Source organism: Allomuricauda sp. CAU 1633 (assembly GCF_017313225.1).
Taxonomy (GTDB): Bacteria; Bacteroidota; Bacteroidia; order Flavobacteriales; family Flavobacteriaceae; genus Flagellimonas.
Window position 1 is genome coordinate 680229 of sequence record NZ_JAFLNE010000002.1, and the last position, 17770, is coordinate 697998.

Sequence of the window (17770 nt, forward strand, 5' to 3'; positions counted from 1 at the left end):
TATTCATTTCAAAATGAAAGCCAACGCTTTTGATAAAATGAGTTTTAATTCATTTTATCTATTGTTGTAGTTTGTTTTAACTAGTTAAATAAATCAGATTTGGCGATCATCCTTGATATTAAAGGTAGTTTGTTTTCATTGTTATTTTCGTCTTTACTTCCGAAATATGCAATAACTAAATCCTTTTTGGGAGAAACATATAATCCAGACCCTCCAAAACCTGCTTTCCAAAAATCACCATCTTCCATAACAAATTCCCATTGGTATGTCTCATGCTTAATAGGCTCACCGTATAGTAAGTTTTTAGTATTTGAATCATTATCGGTAAACCAGTCAGTACTTTTAGTTTCTAATAATAATTTTGGTCGACCTTCCATTTGAATTGCCTCAAGATGTCTGGTAGAAACAACAGGATTATTATTTCTTCTGCCTGAGGGTGTGTAGAGCATCCCTAGACGGGCTAAATCTCTCAAAGTAGAGCTAAATCCAAGAGGTGACGCTGATCGGCCAAATGCTGCATTCATTATTACTGCGTCAGACATAGCTCCAGATTTTTTCCAGATCTCTTGTTCAATAAAGTTTGAATACTTTTGACCGCTTACTTCTTCAATTAATGCAGATAGGATAAGGGGATTAATGTCGGCATATTCAAAAACTTCGCCCGCCGGTCTATGTGAGGCAATTTCAGCAAAATATTCAAGTGGATTTTCTAAGGCCATTGAAGTATTTGGCCACCCCCATACAAGAAGCGATTTTTTAAAACAATCACCGCCATGTGATTCACTTGGAACACAATCGAGACCAGAAGTCATGTCTAGAAAATCAATGACTTTAATTTTTCCTGCATGACTCCCCTTTAACTCAGGTATATATACTTCCACAGGGTCTTCTGTATTAATTTTCCCCTGATCAATTAATATTCCGACGGAAAGAGATACCAATATTTTTGAAATTGACATATAAGTATGTTTATCATCTGGAAGCATCCGTGGATAGGATTCAAAAATAATATTCCCTTTATGTATTACAATTGCACCGTTTGTTGGTGAATTATTTATGTAATTTTTAAAGATGAAGTCTTTCTTATCCAATGCAAATTGAAATTGAGCTACATCTTCGCGAAGATGAATCGGTAGACATTTTTTGTATTGACCAGCTTTTATAATTGTATGTGGCCAAAACTCAGAAAAATGAAGATAAATATATCTGGAAGCATCACCTTGCAACGCCCAGGACTCAAAATCATCCCAGTTTTCATCATTAAATCTTTGATGTACCTTTTTAGATTTTTCCAGTGAAAAATCGATATAGTCACTTTCAGGAAAACCTTGATCATTAGAATTACTTTCAACAGTTTTTTGATTTTGTGTGCAAGAACACAATGTCAATAAAATAAATATTTGGATAGCAGACTTCATTTAGTTCTATTTTATAAACTACAATGGCCACGCGGCTATGGCGAGTAGTGTTGCGAGCTTGCTCGCAAGAGCTACAGGCATTTTTCCCAATGGCCACGCGGCTATGGCGAGTAGTGTTGCGAGCTTGCTCGCCAGAGCTACAGGCAGCCATTAGACGCTGATTCGCTATAGCCGTAGTTGGGAAAAGTACTTTTTTCCTTTGCGGCGCGCTGGCCTTTAATTGTTAAACTTGGAATAAATATAGCGAATAAGCGGTCGTTTCAATGCCGCTTATACATTGTTATGGGCTTTTGAGTTTTGAAATTTCTTCCTCACTTAGTCGAAGGAACTTGGCAGCATTATTAAAAAATATATCCTCCTTTTGTTTTAATGTTAGGAAATCAGCATTGTTAACCGATTGAATTCCAATTGTAATCAGTTCGGGAAATACCATCTGATCACTTCCATACATAATTCTATCTCCAAACCCAGAATTAATTAACGATTTCAGATAGGTATTCAATTCTTCTTGAGGTAAAATCCAATTGATAAGAGCGATATCGACATACAGGTTAGGGTGTTCATACATCATTGCTTTAAGATCGTCCACATAGGGCCATCCACCATGCATGATAAAAAGTCTTAAGTCGGGATATTTAAACAATACATCTTCTAGCTGTAAGGGATTGGCGTTGTATGCACGCATTCCACCCTGTCCGGGCAAAATGTGAAATCCATAATTTGGGCCTCCTGGTAAAACGTGAAAGCCAATTGGAATATCAAACTCTTGAGCTAATTCAAAGTAGGGTATTTGAGAGGAGTCGTTAGCTAGTATTCCTGCAAAAAAAGGTGTCATTTCAGCAATAGCCTTTACACTTCCATTTTCAATTTGATTTTTCAACTCATCAATATCCCTAGACGATTTTGCGTTTATAATAATATCTGGAGCTTCCTTTACCCATCCTTGTGCATTTGTTACCAGTGCCTTGACTATATTATGCTCTTTAAACTTGGATAGCATCAAGTTTTTTAGTTCTTCAGCTGATGTTGCTCCCTGAAAAGTTTCGCCACGTAATGTTGGGGGATGAGTCATACCAAGCATTTGATGCCCCTCATGAAATGCGTGGAGATGCATATCGATAATCGGTCCGGTGTATGTAGTTGAATTGGCATCATTAATAGTGGAGTTACTTTTCTCTTGTTGGTTATTGCATGAGGTTAGCAAAAGAAGAACTGTTAAAAAGGTAATAGTTTGTGGTTTCATATTCTTTCATTTATTGCCCATAACTTGATTATATACTGAACTTTGTTGGGCATATACCGCCAATTTGGTTGGCTATGCCCAAGTTTCTTAAATTATTGTTCAGTATAGTTTCCATTTTTATCTTCTCAGTATGCAATATAAAGATAATTAAAGGTCATCAAATGGGTTGTTGATGTTTTTGATACTATTCTCGGTTACATGGGTATAGATCATGGTGGTCTTTGGGTTGTTGTGCCCCAAAAGTTCTTGGATATAACGGATATCGGTTCCACTTTCCAATAAATGTGTAGCAAAACTATGCCTTAACGTGTGAAGAGTAACCTTTTTCCGTATTCCAGAACTCATAACAGCCTTTTTTAAAACGCTTTGAGCGCTTCTGGCACTATATTTTAATGTTTTTTGACCTTCAAACAGATATTCTTTGGGCCTGAACTGTTTATAATACTCCCGAAGAATCTTCAGAAAACTGGCGGAAAGTTAAGTATATCTATATTTTTTCCCTTTTCCGCCCTTTATGTGTATCAACATTCTTCTACTGTCAATATCATCGATTCTGAGATTCATAGCTTCACCTATTCTTAGCCCTCCAGAGTAGATGAGGGACAATAGTGTTTTATGTTTTAGGTTGTGGGTGGCATCGATGATGGACCTTACCTCCGCCTTGCTCAGGACAACAGGAAGTTTTTTCTCTTTCTTTGGTCTACTTAGGTTCAACGCACCAATATCGATACCCTTGAACGAAAAATACTTCTTTTTGCCATTTATACATTGATTTTGATATGATATGGATTTTCCTTCACGGACGATGAATTCATAATTAAAGGATTCGACCAACCTTTTTGAGTAGTTTCTAGAATTTCTCAAGATGGTGTACCTGAGAAAAAAACTGGTTACCTCAACGTAGGTGTCCACAGTATTGGGACTCAATCTCTTTTCCTCTAACCACCTCCTGAACTTATCCAAGTTTTGTTTGTTCAGTGAATCAATGGGCGGTAAATAAAGTTTTACTTTCTTTTTAGGTTTATCATTTTGCTTTTGCTTTAATTCGGTATAGTCCACATAGCAATTTATCTTGCACATATGGTTAAATACAAGACTTAAGTTCTGCCCCGTGTCCTTAATATAAAATTTGCCACTTGAATTGTCTCTATTCAACTCTTTTAGTTGCATAAGATGGTTCTCCAATGTTTCATTGGCATAGAAGCTAACGATGATAACATTTTCACCGTTTTGTTTTCCTTGAATCAGTTTTACAGTTTTCATCCAAATTTTTAAGATTCTTGAGGGTATGCTGCGCCAATTATTGGAAATATTATATTTCAAATTACGAAATCAATTCATATTAAGTAGTCATATCTTGTGAAGGATGAATGTTTTTCTAAGTTTTGGACATCCCAAATACCATCGCTGAAAGAACCGGCCATTGTCGGGCTATCATAAAATTGTTTCTACGATTTTTTGTATCTTAAAGGAATTAAAAGAGAGCAAATTATATCTCCGAAGTTCTTTTGATGGTTTTGTTGTGCAATCAGGTGTGCAAAATTTGAGAATTGAGTATAAAATACTGAATAGCAGTATATTGTGTGTGTTAGGCTAGGTCTGCCCCACCGACCATCAAGCAAAAGACTGCTAACTTAGTTAGTGGCCTTTTTTGATTTTATCTAGCGCAACGTTATAAAGCTATAATAAATCTAAAAAAGGACGAATTCTAGTATTCATTGCGTTTTTAGAGATGCTTTCAATTCACTAATTTTACTTCGGTCATAAATAGTATTTCCTTTCAAGACCAAATCTATACTTCCGACATTTTCAATGTTCACTAGTGGATTCTCAGTGAGCATAATTATATGAGCCACCTTGCCAACTTCAATGCCACCATAATATTCCTCAAGTCCAAAGAACTTTGGACCGCTTATGACTGACGTTGATAAAGCCTCCTTAGACGTGAGTCCCGTTTCAACTAGTAATGCCAATTCGCTATGTAAAGCGCCCCCCGGATAAACATACGAATTGGATGGACCACAATCTGATCCAGCTAGAATAGTTATACCCGCTTGATACATCGGTAACACCAAGCTCCGTTCCCGAGTGTCCATATCAAGCATCAATTGCCTTGCTTTAGGACTACGATTTTGTGCTTGCTTTATCCTTCTTTCGTACGTTTTTTGAATGCCAGGTCCTATCAGCGGTAAAAGGCTATCCACAGTAGGATCCATTTTGTCCAGTTGCATAATCACTTGTGAAACATATAAAGTTGGGGTGACATAGAAATCCTCTGAAGCCAGTTTGGCAATAGCATCTCTTGCGAGATCTTCATCATAGGTTTCAAGAATTTGTGGGAACATACCAAAACCTTGGTTTTGTTGTCTTAAACTATCCCCAATAGGAGAGGCAAGGCTTAGAAAAGAAAAAAGGTGTTCAACACCATCAAGGCCCAATTCAACAGCTTTAAAATGATCTGCGGACAAGGGTATATGTCCTGTTACTTTAAGACCGCGCTTTTCGCACGCTGTTATAATACGGTAATATAGTTCTGGAGATAGTGAACTGGCATAGATTTTCACAAAATCGACTTTTAGGTCTTCCAGTGAATCCAAAGCAGGTAGGATATCTTCTAACTTGCCGATTGGAATTGATCCGACCCAAAACGGATCGGCACCGTCAAGCTTTGGCCCTGAGGTAAAAATATTGGGTCCGGTCAGTTGACCTTCCCTTATTTCATTTCTCCATTGCAGTACCCTTTGTGAAATATCACCTCCCATATCCCTAACAGTGGTCACACCATGGGCAATAAATAGAGGCAATAAGTCTTTATTTTCGTTGATCAAGGAATCACCACCTCTAAAATGAACATGATTATCCCACAAGCCCGGCATGACAAACTTTTCTTTGGCATTGATAATTTGATTGGACTCATACCTATCTGCGGATGCCATATTGGCGACCAATTGAATAGTGTCGTTGTTGATACCTATGATCTTCCCAGGTAAAACCTTTCCACCAGCAACATCAATAACCGAAGCGTTGATAATTAGTAAATCAAATTTTTCTTTTGCTTTCGGTTGACAGGCAACCATAAGAATCATAACAAAACAATAGAGCGGTAGTTTATTCATTGTGAATAGGATTAATAACTCCGGATCTCATGACATGGGTTATTGTTCGAAAGTTAGTAATATCAATCGCGGGGTCTTTTTCTAGAATGATAAGATTAGCGAACTTTCCTTTTTCCAAGGTTCCAAAATCATCAGCTCTATCCATGGCCATGGCTCCATTTTGTGTAGCCATTACAATGATATCTTTAGGTTCAATTCCTGCTTTTTGCATAATTTCCATTTCATCGTATATGGATATTCCATGAAAAGTGCCTGGATTCCCTGCGTCCGTAGCCACTGCAACCCGTATTCCAGATTCATGCACTTTTTTCAAGTTGAGCATCATTATAGGTTCGGTTCTAAGACATAGATTCTTTAATAAGCTTATGCGTTCTTCAAGATTAAAATCTTTTGGTAGCTTATCTAAATAGTCAGTGCTTGTTTCTAAAAAAGTTTTTGCACTAACATCCAATGCATTATTAGCATCATCAAAATCACGTTTTTCCTTAAAGGATTTAAATGCTTCTAAATAACCTCTAGTTACAGTTATTGTTGGTAGGTAGATAATATCATTCTTTAGGGCCAATTGTATAAATTCTCCATCTACCTCTTTATCATCAACACTATGTACCAGAATCTTAGCACCAAGTCGTAACGCTTCTTTTGCTTGGTCTAAACTTGTGGCATGAACAATGAGTTTATTGTTTTGGTTATGGGTTTCATCCGCAACCGCTTGTAGGCTTTTCATAAAAGAGGAGTCCTTTAGCATAACCCCCCAAACTTTAATTCCTGTGGAACCTAGTTTACTGTATTGTTTTACGGTTTCCCTTCCCATTTCTGGCGATGACAAATACACCATTTGTTTGGCGTCTGAAGTATTAAAGTAGTCTAGTCGTTTTTCATCAGCACCAGAAAGTAATGGTCCTGATGCAGCTACATGAGGTGCTTTATAATTGTTTTCAGCATCTTTCTGTCGTGTAATGCTCCATAAAAACCCACCTACGTCATAAACCCCCGTAACACCGGAACGTAAATAGGCATCATAATAAGATTGAGGATTGGTCTTTAAATCATCTTGAAGTTCGTCAAAATCAAAATAGTCTCTAAAATCTATTACGTTTGGTCTTGCATCAAAAAATCCAGTTTGAGCAAAATGAATATGAGAATCTATAAGTCCAGGAGTTACAAATTGCCCAGTAATATCAATTATTTCAGCTGCTTTTGGAATGTTTACGGTTTTATCGCCAATCTCTACTATTGTACCACCTTGGATAATAATTATTCCATTTTTAATTACGTCACCTTTTCCATTATAAATGGTGGCATTTTTTAGTACAATCACATCACTTGGCTTATTTTGTGTGCAACTGCATATAATAACGAGACACATTAAAAAGTAAAATGGTTTTTTCATGTTTTCAAATTATAGCTAACATTCTGAATATGTTGTCTTGGCTGACGATGGGAGGCCATGCATTATCCTCCGTGATATTCCATATTTGGTAATTTTTCTTTTCTGATCAGGAAGCGATTGAACCATTCTAGGACATCTATTTGCCTTTCTTCACGGTATTCCGAAATACCATGATCCCCGCCTTCGTATAGAATCAGCCGGTAAGGGACTCGGTATTTACTGAATTCCATGGCCAGTAACAGAGAGTTTTCGGCTCTTACCCGCCAATCAGATGTCCCATGCAAGATCAATATGGGCACATCTTTGGGAAATCGGTCGGCCCATTTAACGGCTGACCTTCTGTTCAGTGCCGCTGTACGGCTAATCTTATAGTCCGGCATCAAATCCGCAAAAACATTCAATTCCATTTCCGGCCGGTTCCGACCGTTCAAAAACAGATCTGAAACCGCTCCGCCTACTACCACCGTTTTTATCTTGTCAGTCCTGATCAAGGTCATATAAGACATCATTCCCCCCCGGCTCCAGCCGTACATTCCTACCGACGAGGTATCGATTTCTGGAAAGCTTTGGAGTATATTGATTAGGTTAACTACGTGGTCCACGTCCTCTCCACCAAACTCATCTTTCACTTCGCTATTGCTTTCGTCTTTATAATTACAGGCTATAACTGCATACCCGCTTTCCACCAACTTGCCAAATTTCCTTGGTACTTGATCTGCTGTGAAAGGGTAGAATTTGGCGCTTCCGCCATCATTCCACAAAATCGTCGGATTGTTGGTTGTATTTTCCGGTACGGCCAGATACCCGTTAACTTTTTTATTATTGCTTAAAAAAGAGAAATGATAGTACTTGATTCCTGTCGCTTTTGCATAGTCCGATTGGGCGGAATTCAATTCACTTTCGGAAAACTCCCATCGCTCTAATAGTTGATTTTCATTGGTCTGACCGTAAGTCAAACCTATTAGAAAAGTGAAAAAAACAACAAATGACTTAATTCGGGCAACTTGTTTTATTTTTTCGTTCATAAGAATTACCATTTATTAATTTGTCATAATGAAGCACAACGTAATACTACATTCAGTAGGCGAGGAAGCTAGCCTATTGGCTTGTAGGTACTGTTACATAATATTTTACCTATTCCGGGGCATTTTGCCATTTATTCCAAACCGGACTCAAATCCACACCAGTTGCCTGAGACATTATAGACTCAATCTCATTATATTTAAATGCTCTTTGATTTTCATTTGACCAACTAAGCAATCCAAGAATAGCATCTTTAAAGGATTTTTTCCCGTTGCTTTGTTTTTGAATATAGGTATCTAAATCATAAGCCATTAAAGCTCCCCTTGAAAAAAGATTTTTCCCTATTCTAAAATCGGAGGCATATTGCGTCGAACCCAAAAGAGATAATTCCTTTAAGGATTTGGTTTTAATAAAATCCGGAGCATTGTCCACGGTGGTCTTCCACCAGTTTAACCTTTCCTCGTTAGTGAGGATTTCTTGGAAAGAAACATACCATATAAATCCTTCGTTTAGCCAGATTGTCTCTATCAGGGGCGCCACTTGCCATGCAAATGGGCGGTATCCTTCCCCCCAGGACCTTAATGGAACCCACGAATGTCCCATATGATGTATGATGGTTCCCAAATCTCTATTGGGATAAAATTCCTTTGAAATATCCCGGTGCGCCGTCATGCTATTTAAATGTTCCATATTAAAACCATAGTCATGTCTCTCTGAAATAGGTGTTAAAAACTCATAAACTAAGGTGTAATGAGGCATAGGAATGTACCCAAAATAATCATCCAGTTTCTGCAGCGATAATAAGCCTGTATTTCCAATTCCTTCTAAATCAATGATTGTCTCACTCTCACTATAGGCCACTACAAATAAAGGAATATGTGCTTCTTCAACACGAATAACCTGGACTCCCTCACCTAAGAGGTACTGAGCATCAACTAATTCGGCATAGTTCTCTACCTCATAATTATCCATCCCATATTTTCTTTTGGTGTCTGGCCGTAGAGTACTAAAAATGAGCCATGAAGAATCGGTTTTGATGGTTAATTTGATTGCTTCGCTTTCAAGGCCTTCAATAAATCCGAACGCGGAATACCCAAACAATCCAAGATAGTCTTCTCTGGCTTTGGAACTCGAAGAGGCATCCAATAAATCAATTTCCATTTTTTGTATGTCGACGGTATAACTCACTTTATTCAGAAGGTCATTACTTTCTCCAAATGTAAAGAAGCTTCCGTCCCCTATCATCCCTGATAATTGCTTTCCTGTAGTGGTATAACCGATAACATTATCAACAAAGGCCATATAGTTGGTCAGAATATAGGTTCCCGGGGCACTTCTTGGAATTACCAGTTTAGCATCTTTGGTTGCAAATGAATCAAAATTTATTTCAACGACAGCCTTATTCGAGCTTGTTTTATAGTTTAGAAAATAGGAAACCTTATGCTGAGCACATAAAGAGGCATTAACTATTATGATGGAAAATAAAACTATAATTCTATTCATGTTGCAAATGTCGTGTAACACCAAGTGGATATGGCTAGTTGCGTTGCGAACTTGCCAGCAAAAGCAATGGTAGCCCTTAGATGCAAAATGCATCTGTTGCACAAGTTAGGTAAAAAAGTCCCTGATAATCAATAAAGTATATAAAATCGCCCAACCTTTAAATATGCAGGGGAAATGAAGTTCCAAGAAAAGCGGTTTGAATCAAGTATCAAAATTTATTCATATCAAGAAGATGTATTCCATTAAATTTTTAAAGCTGAAAACAAATGGCATAAATATTATTATATTTGTCGATACTTAAACACATGAGATTTGTGTTCAAAAGTTGTTTATTGCTTTCCGTGTTCTTAACGGGAATACCTTCAAGATTGCAGTGTTAAAACAATGATTTTCAACAATATAGAATTTAGTCGATGATTCAGTCATCCCGACGAACCACTAAATAGGTGGTATCAAAGCACTGTCAACGGACTGATTGACAGTGCTTTTTGTTTTTATTGCATTCAATTGAATTCATTTAAAACCATATAAAAGGTGTAGAGTTCGGTGAATGGTTCGGTACGTTCATTGTGCATAATTTAGATAGCGTTTGACGCTGTTCATGGGTGTTTTGCAAACCTGTTTTGTCAAACCCGAAAATTATGTATTATGCGCAATTCCAACACTTTAAAAGTACTTCTCTTCACGCGGGACATTTCAAATAATCCCCAAAAGTTGACCATTTATGCCCGTATCACCGTCAATGGGAAGAGGGCGGAAATCAGTTTGAAACGCTATGTTTCGGTTAATGAATGGGACGAAAACAGAGGAAGGCTTCATGGACTTACCCATAAGGCCCGTTTATTGAACAGCTACCTTGATGAGGTTTATGCTGCAATCATGGACACCTATAAGGTATTGTTGCGGGAAGAAAAGGTGATCACGGCACAGGCAATCAAAGCCCGTTATCTAGGGCAGGACGAGCAACATAGTACCCTGCATGAACTTATCGAGTATCATAATAAAACACAAAAGAGTGTGCTCCGCCCCGGAACAATGAAGAACTATTATGGGACCAAAAAGTATCTTTTTCGCTTTTTGGAATCCAAATACAAACTCCCCGACATCCGATTGAAACAATTGAACTATAAGTTCATTACTGATTTTGAACACTATCTATTGAACGGCCCACAACTCCAAAAGGGAAAGAAATGTACCAATAATGGGGCTATGAAACACTTGGAGCGTTTGATGAAAATGGTCAAACTGGGCGTTAAGTTGGAATGGTTGGACAAAGACCCCTTCTTAAACTATAAGCTTAGATTTCATAAAACTGAACGAAGTTATCTAACGGAAAGGGAACTTAGGCGCATTGAACAAACGGACTTCACTGGAGCAGGTTATGAAAAGGTCAAAGATGCATTCCTTTTCGCCTGTTATACTGGCCTATCCTATATCGATGTCCGGGAACTTGAAAAGAATCAACTGGTACTTGGTATTGATGGAAACCAATGGATTTATACCAAAAGGGAAAAAACATCGGAAAGTGTAAAACTGCCCTTATTGCCCAAAGCAAAAGAAATCATTGAAAAGTATTGGGACAGTCCAGAGACCGATACTAAAATACTACCTGTACTCTCGAATCAAAAGACAAACAAATATCTAAAGGAAATTGCTAAGGCTTGTGGTATTTATAAAACCATATCCTTTCATTCGGCCAGGCACACTTTTGCAACCACGGTAACCCTTTCCAACGGAGTCCCGATAGAAACAGTTTCCAAAATGCTCGGTCATACCAAACTATCCACTACCCAAATCTATGCCAGGGTATTGGAACACAAGATAGGGGAGGACATGCAAAATCTGATAGAACATATGCAGACCAAAAAAGTAGCCAAAGGATAATAAGGTAGTATTCATTCGGTCCCGCTTGCGGGACGTAGGAATAGCAAGAGGGTGATGCGCAAATTGCGACATCACGGTTGTTTTCGGGTCTTCAACAAGTTGAAAACCAGTTGATTGAATTGATTTTGGAATACTGTGCAAAATCAGGGCCTACAGTAATATTTTCCGAAATCTACAGTAAACCCCTTGGGAAGCCCAATAAACACTGGAAATTTTTGACGAAAAAATTGACGCAATTTCACTAAAAAATAAAATCGCACATATGGAAAAGCAATCCACAAACGGTAGAATAAAGAAAAGAACAGGTGCTTATTCCAATATCACCGTAAGGAAAGAAACGGCCACACGCTTTCGCAATTATTCCAAAAGGTTCAACAATTCCCATAGCGAGGTCTTGGAAGGAATGATACAATACTTCAAGGAGAACAACCTTGACCCTTTTGGGGAGGGAACAAAGATCATTCTTGATAGTATCAAAAAATTGGAAGTGAAGATGATGAAAAAAATCGATAGGCTCATCGCCATTATCAAGAACATGGAAAAGACAAGTATCCGGCCCACCTATGAAATGATGTTGATTCTATATGAGGCCTATGTAAAGGATGGGAGGAAACCGAGACGGGAACCTGTTCAGATTCAGGAAGAGCGAATGGATTTTTTGGAGCCTAGAAACACTGTTCCAAAAGTGGAGCATGACAGAATATTGCAAGAATTCAAAGAATATAAAAAACACTGTAATGAAATGCTTCAAAATGTTGAGAAGGTGGAACCCATGATGGGAAAGCCGTATCTGAAAATCAATATGGGTATCGGGGATTTTGAAAGCCTCAAATACCAATTAAAATAACACTTATGTACCTTACCATCTCGGCACAGAAAATGGGCAGTACCTACAACTCCAGTGTTGGGAGCTATGTGGACTATCTGGAAAAGGAAAACGAGGACAGGTCACCCGAACTCAGGGAGGAATTCTTTGACCAAGAAAACGACAGCGTAAGCCCTCAATCGGTAATCGAGGATATAGATGCCAATACGGCCAAATTAAGGCACAAGGATCCGAAATTCTATTCCATAGTAGTCTGTCCCAACCAAAGAGAACTGAAGGCCATAGGCAATGATCCAAGTATGCTAAGGGAATATACAAGGAAGCTCATGGAGGACTATGCCAAGAGTTTCCATCGCAACCAAGAGGTCACGGCAGAAAATTTGAAATATTATGCCAAGATAGAGCATGAACGTACCTATCGGGGCTTTGACAAACAGGTACAGGAGAATGCTCCCTATCGAGGGGAGATAACAAGGCTCAGGAATGAGATTCGCAAAGTGGAACGGGGCGAATCCATCGGGAACGTCAAAGAGCTTGAAAAAAGGATCAAAGAGCAAGAAAGATTGGCCCCACACAAACAGAACGGGCAGCTGGTGGCCGCAGGGTTGCAAAAAGAAGGGCCACAGACCCATATCCATATCATCGTCAGTAGAAGGGACGTAACGAACACCTATACACTTTCACCCATGGCCAAGCATAAGGCCTCCGAAGTGGAACTGAATGGAAAGATGGTAAAAAGAGGGTTTGACCGGGACAGTTTTTACCAATCAGCGGAGAAGACCTTTGACAGGACAACGGGCTTCAAAAGGAACTATGTGGAATCCTATGTTGGGAGAAAAGCCCATGCCAAAGAGCCGGGGAAGTTCTTTGCCAAGGTAATGGGACTGCCCACCAAGGAAAAGGACATGGCCTTTAAACTGCTTAAAACAATGGGAGTCAAAGCTCCCAGTATACCGGCCAATAAAGTGCAGATGGCTGTCAAAATCATAAAGACTCTTGGGAGGGGTATCGATAAATCAAGGGGTACAGGTGAGGATATGGGTTACTGAATTCCAAAAAGTAGGTTGCGCCCTACCGGGTTTTTGCTTTACGATTATCTACCGGAACGCTACAAAAACCCGACAGGATCCATGCGCAAAAGTTGGGGGTAAGATTTGGGGTGCCTAATATCTACAGTAGGCGAGAACGAGCTATTACTTATAACTATCTTTGCTGGCAATGGTCTTTAAATCTGTTCAATCTTCTGGTAAATTTCTTTTTTAGAGTTCTCAAATAGTTCTCCACCAAACTCTTCATTGTCCAATGAGATTATTCTAATGTCTTTGATGCCCATAATACCGAAAACAAACTTCAAGTAGGTGGTTTGAAAATTCATGTGTTCATTTTTTTCGTTTTCTCCATAACCTGTGTCGCCACGACTTGACAGAATGAACATTTTTTTATTTTCTAGAATTCCAACATAATCCCCGTCTGGTTTGCCTGAACGGAATTTCCAGGTTTCGTTGATTCTCATGAGTTGGTCGATGTAAGATTTAAGTCCACTCGGAATAGACCAGTTATACATTGGTGTTCCCAAAACATAAATATCATGTGATTTAAACTCCTTTACCAATTCATCGCTAAAGGCAACACCCGATTGGTTTTCTTTTGTTCTTTCACTGGGTTTGACAAATGCACTGGCAATCCACTCTTCATTTATCGGTGGAACTTCCTCTAATCCCACTTCTCGGTGGGTAAAACTGTCGCCTGGGTTGTTCTTTTTCCAAGTTTGCTCAAAAAGTTGCGTCAGTTTTCGGCTGTGTGATTTTTCCTTTCGTACACTAGCGTTGATGATCAATACTTTGCTCATAATTCTTGATTTTTGATTATGAAACAAAGTTCTATATACGAAATAGGAAAAAAATTGACCTAGTTCAAGATGCGTTCATTTTTTTGCGCATTCTACTTAAAAATTCGGCTGAAACCCCCAAATAAGATGCAATCAGATAATTGGGCACTTTCTTTGAGATTTCTGGGTAAGTTTTTAAAAAATCCAAATAGCGTTGTTCTGCATCAAGAGTTTTGTTTAAGATGATTCTTTTCTGCAAACTCCCCAGATAATTTTCAAGGATGATTCTGAAAAAGCGCTCAAGTTTTGGAATCTGCCCCAACATTTTTTGAAAAGAGTGGTAGCCAATCTGTAGTAGAACGGTGTTCTCAATGGCTTGGATGTTGTAGATGGAAGGTTGTTGTTTTTGAAAACTTTCAATATCCGTTGCCCACCAATTTTCAATGGCGAGATAGAGTATCTCTTCCCTTCCTGTTTCGGGATTGATATAAAAAGCCTTTACTGCTCCATTAACAATAAAATTATCTGTTCTACATGTTTCTCCGTTTCTTAGAAGATAATCTCCTTTTTCAAGGGTTTTCTCGTCCCAAAAAGTCGCTACAAGGCTTTTTTCATCAGCGCTTAACGCAATGTATTTTGAAATTGATTTGATGAGTTGCTCTTTCATTTAATTTATGTGCAACGGTCTCCTTTAATTTAAATTCATAACTTGATTCAGGAAAAGAGGAGAACTAAAAACGACACCGTTTGGTTGGTTGTTTTCTTAAAAGTAGAAAATTAAGTTTAGGATGGGAGAGAACTGAGGGTTTTAGCCAGCTATGTTGTAAGTTATTTATCTGTCTATTACAAAAGAATTACGTTTCCAATGGGACGGACAATATATCATGGACCAAAGGACTTTATGCTAGAGAGAAATCCAAAATACCCGGAAATACCGGTGGAGGACCTGGGTTCACCAACATGGACAAACGGATTATCCAACATTTTGCAAACAAGCAGCTGAAGCCGGAGTTGAAAAATGGACCACCCATATGGTTGAAAAGACCATTACCTATTGGGATAAAAAAGGGCAAAAATTGATTGTTGAGCCCATACCTGAACTTTGAACAATGGGGGTGGTACAAACTATAACCATACCAAATGGAAATTCAAGAACTGAAAATATATACCCAAAGCCTTTTGCGACAGATTGATTTTTATTCAAAAAAAATTGGATTGGATGTAATCGATATGTCCGAAAATCAAGCAGTTTTTCAAGTGGGGAAATCAAAATTAAGGATGATAAAGAGCGAAAGGTTCCATCCCTATCACTTTGCCATCAACATACCCTGTAACAAAGAAATTGAGGCTTTGGAGTGGCTACGGAAGCGGGTGGAGATCTTAACGGATGGAATCCGTGAGATCCAAGATTTTAAATCTTGGAACGCTAAGGCGGTCTATTTCTACGACCCAGATCATAATATAGTGGAGTTCATCGCCCGCAAGAACTTGAAAAATGAAAGGCAAACGGATTTTGATGCGGCCTCTTTACTGGAGATTTCCGAAATTGGAATGCCGGTCAGTGATATAGAAACCGCTTTTAACACATTGTATACTATTGCAAATGTCGAAAAATATGATGGTGGATTTGAGAGTTTTTGCGCCATCGGGGATGAACATGGGCTGTTCATTTGCATCAATAAGCAGATCAAGTCTTGGTTCCCAATAGGGGACAAGGCCAACTCTGCTGATTTTGAGATCAAGTTCAGAGAGCAAGGAGGTAGACATGAAATAGCATTTGTAAATGGTGAAATAAGGGAATTAGGGTAGGGTATGGACCATGCTCGCTACCATCCTTGGGATGTCGGAAAGACCATTGAACACGAATGAACAAAACCTATTATTGATCATAGCTGATCGTTCAACTATATGTATGATGACTTAATCCATAACATCAAAGAACTTGTCCCCTTGAATGAAAGGGATGTCCAACTTGTCAAAGCTGCTTTTCGGCCCGTAAACCTGAAGAAAAAGGAGTTTTTGCTCCAAATAGGTGAACCATCGAACCATATGCGGTTCATAGCCGAAGGGTGTGTCAAGTTGTATAATATAGATGAAACGGGAAAGGAGCACATTCTTCAATTTGGGATCAAGGGTTGGTGGGTGAACGACCTATATGCCTATCTTACACAAAAACCGGCCAAATTTTTCATGCAGGCCATTACCGATAGCCTTGTTCTACAGATCCATAGGGACCAACTCGACACGCTCTTCGATCAAGTCCATATGATGGATCGGTTTTTCAGGATCAAAACCCAGCATGGTTATGTTGCACTGCAGGAACGCACCATTAATTCCATGAGCCAAAGTGCCGAGGAACGCTATTCTGAATTTATAAAAAAATACAGGGTCATGGAGCAGCAGATTCCACAGTACATGATCGCTTCTTATTTGGGAATAACCCCAGAGCACCTAAGTGCCCTTCGGAAAAATCTTGCGAGAAAGCTTTCTTAAGATACCTTAATTGATTTGACCTGCGTGGTTTGAAAATTTGCACAATCAAATTATCAAATCATGAAAAGTACACGTTTTTTAATGGCCATACTGCTTACCTCGCAGATGGCAACATTTGCACAACAAAAGGAGACCGTGGGCATGAGCCCATGGGGAAGCGATGATCAGATCGGTGCGCTCAACCTAATGAGCGATGTTTCCCGGGGCAAGGTATTGTCCCAAATTATATCTAGTAAGGTCTATGACTTGAGCGTGACCTATTTCGTGGGCATGCCGAGCTTTGATGCGTTGGGCGACCCGGGCTACCAATATTGGCTTACCCATACCCCTCACGGAACGGTGGTTGACAATCCAAACGGATTGGGCGAAACCATGAACCATAAGGTGAGCTATACCGGGGATGCCATCTCCATGTACACCCATATGGGCACCCACATTGATGCCTTGAACCATTTTGGACTGGATGGAAAGATATGGAATGGCTTCACGCCCGAAGAGCATCTTGGGGACAAAGGCTGGAAAAAGGCCGGGGCCGAGACCATACCACCCATCATTTCCCGTGGTGTGCTGATCGATGTGAAGGCGTCCAAAGGGAGGCTCCCGAAGAATTATCGGATCACTGCCCATGATCTTAAGGATGCACTTAGAAGACAACGAACAAGGCTGGAACCGGGTGATATTGTCATTATCCGTACAGGTCAGGCCCAGTTTTATCAGGATGCCGATCATTATCTCGACAACTATCCCGGTATCAGCCTTGATGCGGTAAAGTGGCTCGTTGAAGATAAGGGCATCATGCTCTTGGGCTCGGACAATCTTAGCTTCGAGGCATTCCCTCCCGAAAAAGAGGATAATTGGGTCCCCGTCCATACCTATCTCTTGGCGGAAAGAGGCGTGATGTTCATCGAACAGATGTACTTGGAAGAACTGGCCCAAGACATGGTATATGAATTTGCCTTTATCGCAGCTTCGTTGAAACTGAAAGGAGCCAGTGGTTCTCCCTTGCGACCTTTGGCCATTCCAATCAACACTAAATAATAGAT

At 39.3% G+C, this 17770-nt stretch carries 15 protein-coding genes and 1 pseudogene; 7 read left to right on the forward strand and 9 right to left on the reverse strand.

Features of this window, described 5'->3' with window-relative positions:
- Window positions 1–80 precede the first annotated feature (80 nt).
- The 7 genes and pseudogenes from J0X14_RS07950 to J0X14_RS07980 all read right to left on the reverse strand — a co-directional run bounded on the left by J0X14_RS07950 (window position 81) and on the right by J0X14_RS07980 (window position 9696).
- Window positions 81–1418: a serine hydrolase domain-containing protein gene (locus tag J0X14_RS07950; protein ID WP_207097222.1), complete on the reverse strand. Its 1338-nt coding sequence runs from the start codon at window positions 1416–1418 to the stop codon at window positions 81–83.
- A gap of 280 nt (window positions 1419–1698) precedes the next feature.
- Window positions 1699–2661 carry an amidohydrolase family protein gene (locus J0X14_RS07955; RefSeq protein ID WP_207097223.1) on the reverse strand — a complete coding sequence of 321 codons (963 nt, stop codon included), beginning with the start codon at window positions 2659–2661 and terminating at the stop codon, window positions 1699–1701.
- 147 nt (window positions 2662–2808) lie between these two features.
- Window positions 2809–3924, reverse strand: a pseudogene (locus J0X14_RS07960) (tyrosine-type recombinase/integrase).
- Between the two features lie 452 nt (window positions 3925–4376).
- Entirely contained in the window at window positions 4377–5777 is a 1401-nt protein-coding gene (locus tag J0X14_RS07965; protein WP_207097224.1) for an amidohydrolase family protein, read from the reverse strand.
- Window positions 5770–7170, reverse strand: coding sequence for an amidohydrolase family protein (locus J0X14_RS07970; protein WP_207097225.1), 1401 nt, complete (start codon window positions 7168–7170; stop codon window positions 5770–5772). The genes J0X14_RS07965 and J0X14_RS07970 overlap by 8 nt, the downstream gene beginning before the upstream one ends.
- A 62-nt stretch (window positions 7171–7232) precedes the next feature.
- Window positions 7233–8195, reverse strand: a complete 963-nt coding sequence (locus J0X14_RS07975) for an alpha/beta hydrolase family protein (protein ID WP_207097226.1) — start codon at window positions 8193–8195, stop codon at window positions 7233–7235.
- A 109-nt stretch (window positions 8196–8304) separates the two neighbouring features.
- Entirely contained in the window at window positions 8305–9696 is a 1392-nt protein-coding gene (locus J0X14_RS07980) for a hypothetical protein (protein WP_207097227.1), read from the reverse strand.
- A gap of 648 nt (window positions 9697–10344) precedes the next feature.
- On the opposite strand from J0X14_RS07980, the gene J0X14_RS07985 reads away from it, so the two are divergent.
- The 3 genes from J0X14_RS07985 to mobB all read left to right on the forward strand — a co-directional run bounded on the left by J0X14_RS07985 (window position 10345) and on the right by mobB (window position 13455).
- On the forward strand, window positions 10345–11580 hold the full coding sequence (locus J0X14_RS07985; RefSeq protein WP_207097228.1) for a site-specific integrase: 1236 nt from the start codon (window positions 10345–10347) through the stop codon (window positions 11578–11580).
- A 262-nt stretch (window positions 11581–11842) separates the two neighbouring features.
- Complete coding sequence (locus tag J0X14_RS07990) at window positions 11843–12427, forward strand: BfmA/BtgA family mobilization protein (RefSeq protein ID WP_207097229.1); 585 nt, start codon at window positions 11843–11845, stop codon at window positions 12425–12427.
- A 5-nt stretch (window positions 12428–12432) separates the two neighbouring features.
- Window positions 12433–13455 carry a MobB family relaxase gene (mobB, locus tag J0X14_RS07995; protein WP_207097230.1) on the forward strand — a complete coding sequence of 341 codons (1023 nt, stop codon included), beginning with the start codon at window positions 12433–12435 and terminating at the stop codon, window positions 13453–13455.
- Window positions 13456–13631: 176 nt separating this feature from the next.
- Here mobB and J0X14_RS08000 read toward each other — a convergent pair whose 3' ends face one another.
- Window positions 13632–14255: an FMN-dependent NADH-azoreductase gene (locus J0X14_RS08000; protein ID WP_207097231.1), complete on the reverse strand. Its 624-nt coding sequence runs from the start codon at window positions 14253–14255 to the stop codon at window positions 13632–13634.
- Between the two features lie 64 nt (window positions 14256–14319).
- Window positions 14320–14901 carry a Crp/Fnr family transcriptional regulator gene (locus J0X14_RS08005; protein WP_207097232.1) on the reverse strand — a complete coding sequence of 194 codons (582 nt, stop codon included), beginning with the start codon at window positions 14899–14901 and terminating at the stop codon, window positions 14320–14322.
- A gap of 247 nt (window positions 14902–15148) precedes the next feature.
- Here J0X14_RS08005 and J0X14_RS19240 point away from each other — a divergent pair, with 247 nt between their 5' ends.
- The 4 genes from J0X14_RS19240 (at window position 15149) to J0X14_RS08025 (ending at window position 17765) form a co-directional block, all read left to right on the forward strand.
- Entirely contained in the window at window positions 15149–15340 is a 192-nt protein-coding gene (locus tag J0X14_RS19240; RefSeq protein ID WP_207097521.1) for a DUF1398 family protein, read from the forward strand.
- Between the two features lie 34 nt (window positions 15341–15374).
- Window positions 15375–16043, forward strand: coding sequence for a VOC family protein (locus J0X14_RS08015; RefSeq protein WP_207097233.1), 669 nt, complete (start codon window positions 15375–15377; stop codon window positions 16041–16043).
- 99 nt (window positions 16044–16142) lie between these two features.
- On the forward strand, window positions 16143–16727 hold the full coding sequence (locus J0X14_RS08020) for a Crp/Fnr family transcriptional regulator (protein ID WP_207097234.1): 585 nt from the start codon (window positions 16143–16145) through the stop codon (window positions 16725–16727).
- Between the two features lie 60 nt (window positions 16728–16787).
- Window positions 16788–17765 carry a cyclase family protein gene (locus tag J0X14_RS08025; protein WP_207097235.1) on the forward strand — a complete coding sequence of 326 codons (978 nt, stop codon included), beginning with the start codon at window positions 16788–16790 and terminating at the stop codon, window positions 17763–17765.
- The last annotated feature ends 5 nt before the right edge of the window (window positions 17766–17770 follow it).

What these genes read in the sequence shown, in the direction of transcription:
- J0X14_RS07990 (WP_207097229.1), top strand. Translation starts at nt 11,843, where the DNA reads ATGGAAAAGCAATCCACAAACGGTAGAATAAAGAAAAGAACAGGTGCT.
- J0X14_RS08020 (WP_207097234.1), top strand. Translation starts at nt 16,143, where the DNA reads ATGTATGATGACTTAATCCATAACATCAAAGAACTTGTCCCCTTGAAT.
- J0X14_RS07965 (WP_207097224.1), bottom strand. Translation starts at nt 5,777, where the DNA reads ATGAATAAACTACCGCTCTATTGTTTTGTTATGATTCTTATGGTTGCC.
- J0X14_RS08025 (WP_207097235.1), top strand. Translation starts at nt 16,788, where the DNA reads ATGAAAAGTACACGTTTTTTAATGGCCATACTGCTTACCTCGCAGATG.
- J0X14_RS08015 (WP_207097233.1), top strand. Translation starts at nt 15,375, where the DNA reads ATGGAAATTCAAGAACTGAAAATATATACCCAAAGCCTTTTGCGACAG.
- J0X14_RS08000 (WP_207097231.1), bottom strand. Translation starts at nt 14,255, where the DNA reads ATGAGCAAAGTATTGATCATCAACGCTAGTGTACGAAAGGAAAAATCA.
- J0X14_RS07970 (WP_207097225.1), bottom strand. Translation starts at nt 7,170, where the DNA reads ATGAAAAAACCATTTTACTTTTTAATGTGTCTCGTTATTATATGCAGT.
- mobB (WP_207097230.1), top strand. Translation starts at nt 12,433, where the DNA reads ATGTACCTTACCATCTCGGCACAGAAAATGGGCAGTACCTACAACTCC.
- J0X14_RS07975 (WP_207097226.1), bottom strand. Translation starts at nt 8,195, where the DNA reads ATGAACGAAAAAATAAAACAAGTTGCCCGAATTAAGTCATTTGTTGTT.
- J0X14_RS07980 (WP_207097227.1), bottom strand. Translation starts at nt 9,696, where the DNA reads ATGAATAGAATTATAGTTTTATTTTCCATCATAATAGTTAATGCCTCT.
- J0X14_RS08005 (WP_207097232.1), bottom strand. Translation starts at nt 14,901, where the DNA reads ATGAAAGAGCAACTCATCAAATCAATTTCAAAATACATTGCGTTAAGC.
- J0X14_RS07985 (WP_207097228.1), top strand. Translation starts at nt 10,345, where the DNA reads ATGCGCAATTCCAACACTTTAAAAGTACTTCTCTTCACGCGGGACATT.
- J0X14_RS07950 (WP_207097222.1), bottom strand. Translation starts at nt 1,418, where the DNA reads ATGAAGTCTGCTATCCAAATATTTATTTTATTGACATTGTGTTCTTGC.
- J0X14_RS07955 (WP_207097223.1), bottom strand. Translation starts at nt 2,661, where the DNA reads ATGAAACCACAAACTATTACCTTTTTAACAGTTCTTCTTTTGCTAACC.